The 7,586-nt window shown below is 44.5% G+C and carries 5 protein-coding genes; 2 read left to right on the top strand and 3 right to left on the bottom strand.

Features of this window, described 5'->3' with window-relative positions; translation table 11 throughout:
- Positions 1-258: 258 nt before the first annotated feature.
- Positions 259-960: a DNA/RNA nuclease SfsA gene (sfsA, locus tag DESGI_RS08150; protein WP_006524700.1), complete on the bottom strand. Its 702-nt coding sequence runs from the start codon at positions 958-960 to the stop codon at positions 259-261.
- Between the two features lie 223 nt (positions 961-1,183).
- Here sfsA and DESGI_RS08145 point away from each other — a divergent pair, with 223 nt between their 5' ends.
- Positions 1,184-2,293 carry a hypothetical protein gene (locus DESGI_RS08145; RefSeq protein ID WP_006524701.1) on the top strand — a complete coding sequence of 370 codons (1,110 nt, stop codon included), beginning with the start codon at positions 1,184-1,186 and terminating at the stop codon, positions 2,291-2,293.
- Positions 2,294-2,315: 22 nt separating this feature from the next.
- On the opposite strand, the gene DESGI_RS08140 is transcribed toward DESGI_RS08145, so the two are convergent.
- Positions 2,316-3,560, bottom strand: a complete 1,245-nt coding sequence (locus DESGI_RS08140; protein ID WP_006524702.1) for a glycosyltransferase — start codon at positions 3,558-3,560, stop codon at positions 2,316-2,318.
- A gap of 85 nt (positions 3,561-3,645) precedes the next feature.
- On the opposite strand from DESGI_RS08140, the gene treZ reads away from it, so the two are divergent.
- Complete coding sequence (gene treZ / locus DESGI_RS08135) at positions 3,646-5,463, top strand: malto-oligosyltrehalose trehalohydrolase (protein WP_006524703.1); 1,818 nt, start codon at positions 3,646-3,648, stop codon at positions 5,461-5,463.
- A gap of 80 nt (positions 5,464-5,543) precedes the next feature.
- Here the strand turns inward: treZ and DESGI_RS08130 are convergent, their stop codons facing one another.
- Complete coding sequence (locus DESGI_RS08130; protein ID WP_006524704.1) at positions 5,544-7,541, bottom strand: polysaccharide deacetylase family protein; 1,998 nt, start codon at positions 7,539-7,541, stop codon at positions 5,544-5,546.
- Between the last annotated feature and the right edge of the window lie 45 nt (positions 7,542-7,586).

Below are 7,586 nucleotides of genomic sequence, written 5' to 3'. Positions count from 1 at the left end.
ACTATTGCTTACCATTATTGCCCTGACTTGGTTTTTTGCGCCGCCGCCGTGGCAGCGACATTTGTTATGTTATCACTTCGGAGGCTTTTGTGCAACAGGTAATTTTGGCCAGCTAAACTTAACAATAAGCAACAAGATCAATGGTTTAAGTAAATTAATTACTACCGGGTACGGCTTTCTACATGCAGAATAGCAAAAGCAACTCAAGCCGCCAATTGACGAATGTCCAATTACCATATATTAAATAATAATTCGTAACTATAGCTTTACAGGTATATGCCCCTTTAATTTTATTTCTTGAGTGTTCACCTTGCAGCTTAAAGCATAAACTTCAACACCATTATTCTTAGCAGTGCGCAAAGCCTGCCCAAAAGCAGGATCACAAATGTCATTTGGCTGAAAATAAACTCCATCCTCTCTTTGCACTATAAAAATAACCGCTGCCCGAAATCCCTCGTTCCGGGCCAGTGAAAGTTCCTTAAGATGCCTGGTACCACGCTTGGAAGGCGCATCTGGAAAACGGGCTTCTCCTTTTTCCACCAGGGTCACTGATTTTACTTCCACCAGGCATTGATAATGGTCATCAGATCCAAGCCCAAAATCTATCCTCCCATCCCTGTAGGGGAATTCTCGGCGTAATAATGTAAATTCATTGAATTCCGGTAACGCGCCCTTCTTAATAATATGATGGAAAAGTCGGTTGGGCAGCAGAGAATCAATGGATACCAGGATGCCATTATGCTTTACTAACAGCAGCGTAAATTTTGTACGCCGCGTCACCCCACTAAAAGGTTTAAGATAAACAATGGCACCGGGCACCAACAGCTCACGCATCCTGCCCGTACTGGGCACATGAGCCGCTACCTCCCTGCCAGCCAAATCAACCAGAGCCATAAATCTATTTTTTCGTTCTATAAACGTTCCCTCAATTAATTCTTGAGGCAGTGATAAATAGCACAAACCATACCATCTCCTTGATCCTGTTCTTTAGTACACCACACTGAATTAAAGCCTGAATGAAAGCTATCCCTTTTCCTGCCCACCAGACATCATTTCTACGCACGCATTCGTCCCAAAATTAATAAATAATTGAATTATGTTTAGCAAATACTATTTTGAGAATTACTCAAAAGCATTAATTAATTAGCTGCCCGCATGCATAGTTGAAAGAAGGAGTTTTTTTATGTCTATATTCAAACTACCTCAGTTGGTAGAAGAACTCCCATCCGGGGAAAATGCTCTATGGAATAGAATTTATGAAATTGATATATTGCAGAGCAAACATGAATTGGTTTCGGGTATCCACAGCTGGGTTGAAGAAAAATTTGGAAGCGTGTCGGAGGTGGAAAATCAGAAAATCATACGGATGACTAATTTAATAACCGGAGAAGGGGCATTGTTTAATAACCTCCGGAGTAAGCGACCCATGACACACTTTCCTAACAGGGACCTGGATTCCCTGGTGGAGGAACACCGGCAAGATTGCCCTTTTTGCTCACCGGAAGACCGGACCCCCAGGGATAGTTTCGGGCGCATCCGAGGGAAATATTGCCTTACAGCAGCCAACCTGACCAAATATGACGGTTATCACAGCTTAATCATACCCCGGGAGCATCACCCGCTACGGTTCAACGAGGACATGGTGGAGGATTATTTCCGGGTGGCGGTCAGATGGTTCCAGGAGGTGAAGTCTTACGCATCCAGGGAGTATGGCAGCAGCGCCACGCTTTACCCCTTCCTAATGTGGAACTGCCTTTGGCCTGCCGGTTCTTCCGTGGTACATGGACATCTTCAGCTGACCGTGACCCCAAAACGCCATTATCAAAAGGTTGAACAGTTGCGGCAATGCAGTCTCCTGTATACACGTAAATATGGCAACAACTACTTCCAGGATCTGTTTGCCCTATACAAAGCACTGGGACTAGGTTGGGCCAAAGGCGAATCCCGCCTGCTATCTTTACTTACCCCCATTAAGGAAAAGGAAATTTGGATATTATTGCTCCCGGGGCCTTCAACCTTTGATAAACTCGGTCTGGTTGGCAGGGCGGTATGCCATGTGCTTAACCGGCTAAAACAGAAAACCCTGTTACAAAGTTTTAACGTAGCTGTCTACCTTCCACCTCTGGAGAGAGAAGCAGACGCCGGCGGTTGGAAAGAATTCCCTATAGTGGTCCGCCTGGTGGACCGCGGTGATGTATTTAACCGCACTGCCGATTTCGGCGCTATGGAGTTATTTGCAACCAGCGTTATCAGTTCAGATCCCTTTACTGTAGCAAGGCTATTACGACCATAATGCATGCTATGAGCTACCCCACTCAACCCTCCAGCTTGTCCAATAGTTTTAAGTAATTTAAAAGATGGGTAGTTATTAAAAAATGCTGGCGAACCCTTTCCCTGCCCGCCTCCATCATCTCCTGGGCCAGGGTGGGGTTTCTCAGCAGTCGTAATACTTTTTCGGCACATTCCTCAACGGTATCCACCAGATATCCGGTAACACCGTCTATAATTTGATATTTTATACCACCTACATTTCCCCCGATAACGGGTGTACCCTTCCACAACCCCTCGGAAACAGTCAGCCCAAAACCCTCCCGAAGGGATTTTTGCAGTATAACATCGGATGCAGTTTGGAATGCGTTTACTTCCCTGTTGGACACACCGTTAAAATTTGTTATCACTTTGATATCGTAGTCCTCACCGGCCCGCCTCAAAGTCCGGTACAGATAGTCCCACCCTTCAGGATCATCCGAAGCCATGGAACCTACCAGGGCCAGTTGAACGCTGGGATATTCTTTTTTCACTATTTTGTACGTATCAATAACACCTAATGGGTCCTTCCAAGGGTCAAACCGCGAAATTTGGGTAATTAGCGGTCTGTGGATGTCAACACCAAATCGGGCTATTATCTGCCTGGCATCTTCTACATCTAATTCTACATTCTTTGTACTCAAGGGATCTATTGACGGGGTAATGAAAGTAAGGTTTCGAAGCCTTTCTTTTTCCTGGACAAATTCCTCCATTGTAAAAATACAGGCGTCGTACTGCTTAATGTAATTATACAAAAAACGCCAGTAATCGGGATTTGGGGTTGAGGTATCAATATGACAACGCCAAACCCATTTGGCACCCTCCTTTGTTTTTGATCCCATAAACTCTATTAACGCCGCCGGCTGAGGATCGTGAATGATTATAAAGTCATAATCCCATTCATCAACAGCGGCAGCGTTTAATTCATTATATTTAAGATATATTTTTTTATCCTTTGGACTGAGGATACCTTCCTCTCCCTGTAGGCAATTATGAAATGCCTTGGTTACATTGTAAAAATCGTCGGCACCTTTAATTACCCACCAATCAATGTTTAACCCCATGTCCCGGGCCAGCGGCACCATGGAGTGAAGTATCTCGGCTACCCCCCCACCGTATGACGTAGCATTTACCATGGCTATCTTTTTTCCCTGCAATTTATTTACAAAATAGTCCAGTTGTGCTTTAGTGTCAGTGTTAATTATCTCCATGTAATCTTCATATTTTTTTACGGCGGTTGCTACAAGTTCCATGGGCATAACCTCTTTTGTCTAATTTTTATTACTTAATACGGATATACTTATTTTTGAAAAAAATACACAAGGGGCTATATATACTATGTTCAAAATGGGCGCAAATATTATCGACAGGGAAAAAAGAATCGTATCTTTCAAGGTTTTTGCCCACGATAAGCAGGCGGTTTCCGTAGTTGTCAAGTCGGGCGATAAAACAACCGAGTTTCCCATGGTTGAAGAAATGCCTTATGTCTACGGCACCACCATCGAAGGTACGATCGAGGGCATGGGTTTAGACCTTTTGTACAAGTTTAAATTAGACGGTGATAAAGAATACCCTGATCCTTATGCTAACTTTCAACCCTTCGGCGTGCATGGTTTCTCCAAGCTAGTCGACCACGAAACCTACCAATGGCGGGATGCCCACTGGTCAGGCAGAGCTATCGAAGAACTGGTGATCATGGAAATTCACGTAGGCACATTTTCAGATGCCGGTACTTTTGATGGCGTTGCCGAAAAACTGGACTATCTTTTGGAATTGGGAGTTAACGCCATCGAATTGATGCCCGTGGCTCAAACTCCAGGCAGGTGGAACTGGGGTTATGACGGGGTAAACCTTTTCAGCGTGAATCACAATTACGGCACTCCTGATGATTTAAAACACCTAGTGGACCGCTGTCACCAGGAAAACCTGGCTGTGATTCTGGACGTTGTCTATAACCATTTCGGTCCTGAAGGCAACTATTTACCGGTTTACGGCCCTTATTTCACCAGCAAACACGAAACACCCTGGGGGAAGGCTGTAAACTTCGACGACCTTTATAATGAGCATACTAGAAAAATGGTTTTGGATAATGTCCGGTACTGGCTGGAGATTTATCATTTTGACGGTTTAAGACTGGACGCCGTTCATGCCATTAAAGACGACAGTCCCATCCATATTCTCCAGGAAATAAGCCTGGTTGCTAAAAACTCTGCCAACAAGCAAAATCGAGAAAAGTTTGTTATCGCCGAAAGTGATGAAAATAATGCCCGTCTCATTACTCCCCTTGATAAAGGGGGCTTAGGCATGGACGCCCAGTGGATGGATGACTTTCATCATTGTATTCATACTGTATTAACCGGAGAGCGGGAAGGGTATTACATGGATTACGGTCACATCAAAGATTTTGAAAAAGTATATAAAAATTACTTATATACCGGTGCATATTCAAAATACTGGGGGAAAGCACGGGGAACAGACGGTTCCCACAACCCGGGAAAACAGTTTTTAGTGGCCATTCAAAACCATGACCAGGTGGGCAACAGGGCCAGAGGAGACAGGCTCTCAACACTGGTGGAATTGCCCTATTTAAAGACCGCCGCCGGATTGATGTTTTTTTCGGCCTACCTGCCCATGATTTTCATGGGCGAGGAATACGGGGAAAAGAATCCTTTTTTGTTTTTTACGGATTACCAGGACCCCTCTTTGCAAGAGGCCGTATCACGGGGGAGAAAAAAAGAATTTGCCGAGTTTAGCTGGGAAAATGTACCTGACCCCCAGGACCCGCAAACCTTTTATACTTCCAAACTAACTCCCCGCAGCCGGTGGGAAAGTCAGCACCAAATGCTTTTTAACTTCTACAAGGATCTAATCAGTTTTAGAACTTCACACCCCATCTTGAAAACCTTGGATAAGCATAAATTAAAAGTGGAAGTGGATAAAAACAGCCAGGTGGTCAGAATAACCCGCTGGAACCAGCATGCACAACTAATTGGTTTGTTTAACCTTGGAACCACCGATGTTGCTATCAAGGATTTTCGGAGCAGGGAGATATTCAATTCCCTGGGGGCGTCTTACGGTGGGAGTGATGAAGCCCAAGAAGGTATTTTGCGAAAAGGACAAATGATTATATTGGAAAACAAGCGGCCCGGCATTTAGCATAGTCTAGCAATCGCTAAACGCCGGGCAAAGAAATACATCGCCATTGCGTGCCGAAGTAAACGATCTTTCTATACCAATTATCGTTTAAAGAGCGGTTCATGGTCATCCACTTGCTGATCCATCCCAACAGGCACTCTCATTTCTTCCCGGTACCCGGAATTTTGCCGTTGCTCAATGGAGTTAAAGTATTCTTCAATGTCCTGCTCGCTCATGGCATCAATTTTTTCAATCATGGGCGGGAACATAGGTGGATAAATACCATACAGGTAATGATACATTTTATCCACAAGATATTCGGCATCCGGGCTTTCCGACCATATTGCTTGTATATAATCCGTGGCCATGTATACACCCTGTGCATATTCCTGTAACAACTTTAATAAAGCCTGCAATCCAGCCGGACCCCGCCGGTTAACGACAAACATCTCCCTGGCTTTGGCCACTGCCAACGCCTTCCATTGCTCAACAGGTTCGAACAAGGCATAGGCTGCCCGCAAATCCCCCCCTTTTTCCTTAGCATATTGATCCAGGCCGTATCGCAAATAGTTTAAGCGATTGTCAATGAATACTTTAAGAGTTTCACAAAGTCCCACAAAGTTTTGGGGATTGATCATTTTATACTGCCGGCTTAATATTAGATGAACTGGAAATTCCCGCAGTTTGCCCAGTAAAATATCAACCAGCAGATACCCAAGTAAACATGGGCGCTTTTGCCTTCCTTCCGTCGGTCTCCAACCCCAATTGCATGCCCTTTTCATCAATCGCAGGTATAGTATCGCCTGGCTATCGGGGCTTTCCCTGGCCAGGTCATACCCGGTTTCACCTAATCGCTCCACGTTAACCGAAATATTTGTGGATATACCCAAGTTATCAAGTAAATTATCAAATATACCACAGAAATATTTACCATTTTCCCAGAAAACATGGGGGTGCTCATATATCCCCGTTTTATGCGTATCATAACCTCCCACACCGGTAACACCCAGGGGAGGATAGTGCCCGTCAGCCCGCAAGATGAGTCTTATTTCAGGCGCCCAGGTAATTCGGTCAAACTTGATTTCAGGAAGTTTTTCAACCCCTTCACGAGCCAACACCTCATCGATATAACGGTCAGGAGTAACAAAATGCACCTTGTACTTGTCACCATGTTCGGCAAGTATCTCCTGCCAGGCTTTTTCGATTATTTCCAGGGCGATATCACCAAAATCCATCAACTCAAGATCCTGGACATACAGCAGCAAACCATTTTCAGGTGCTTTTTTTAGTTCGCGAAGCAGCACTTCCTTATAAATGTCCACTCCCGTATCCATGTCGATGGGATACTCCTCTTGCTCCCCGTATAGATATTCATTATCAAATACAGGAAAGTCACCCAGCATGTACCCCTGGGATTTTACATCATCCCTTTTTATCTTGGTAATTGGCCGCCAAATCTCCTGTGATATAGGGAAATTGCGAGGTAAAGCGATAATGTTCTTCCGACTGGTACGAATTAAAAATGGCTTATAAATGCAATCCCCTTCACCTATAATTTCAAATGGCACCTTATTTTCGTCAAGATGGGGGAATATGACATAATCAACATTTGCTCTTTCTATTGCTTCCATTTTCCCGTACACCAGAGAATCTTCCGGCGGAAACAGCCCGTTATACTTGGGGTAAGGCACCTCCATACAGTTATGTAGGTACTGCCTGTTCCAAACAATTTCCTGGGTAATTTCTTCGGGACGCAGCAGTGAAGCGTGAGCATGATGGGCGTGACCGTATATCGGGTAGAGCCTTCCCCTGCTGTAATCATTTTTAAGTCGGTCAAATACCCGTGGCATCACGTCTTTAACCTGGACCAAAAGCTCATTGGTATATTCAACGCACATGGGCGCGCCAAGGCGCTCCCCCATTTTGCTGCATAGGGAGTAGATATCACGCCCCTCTTGTTTCCTTTTTTTAAGATAATTTTCGTCTAAAAAAGATTCTTTCATGGGATTTTCTTCATCCAGGTAACTTAATAGGGTTTCCGGCAGATCCCAAAGCAGTTCATGAGCATGAAAAGCCATTATTACATATACATTTTTCATTTGGTCACCTCTGCTGGCAAATTTTTAACTCCTCCGCCGTAATGC

Origin of the sequence: Desulfoscipio gibsoniae DSM 7213 (assembly GCF_000233715.2) — a bacterium.
In the GTDB taxonomy this organism is placed as follows: domain Bacteria; phylum Bacillota; class Desulfotomaculia; order Desulfotomaculales; family Desulfallaceae; genus Sporotomaculum; species Sporotomaculum gibsoniae.
The sequence above is the reverse complement of the archived record's forward strand: the minus strand, read 5'-3'. Positions and strand labels throughout refer to the sequence as shown.

Bases quoted from the DNA above. Each gene is read 5' to 3' on its own strand.
- DESGI_RS08145 (WP_006524701.1), top strand. From the start codon at position 1,184: ATGTCTATATTCAAACTACCTCAGTTGGTAGAAGAACTCCCATCCGGG.
- DESGI_RS08140 (WP_006524702.1), bottom strand. From the start codon at position 3,560: ATGGAACTTGTAGCAACCGCCGTAAAAAAATATGAAGATTACATGGAG.
- treZ (WP_006524703.1), top strand. From the start codon at position 3,646: ATGTTCAAAATGGGCGCAAATATTATCGACAGGGAAAAAAGAATCGTA.
- DESGI_RS08130 (WP_006524704.1), bottom strand. From the start codon at position 7,541: ATGAAAAATGTATATGTAATAATGGCTTTTCATGCTCATGAACTGCTT.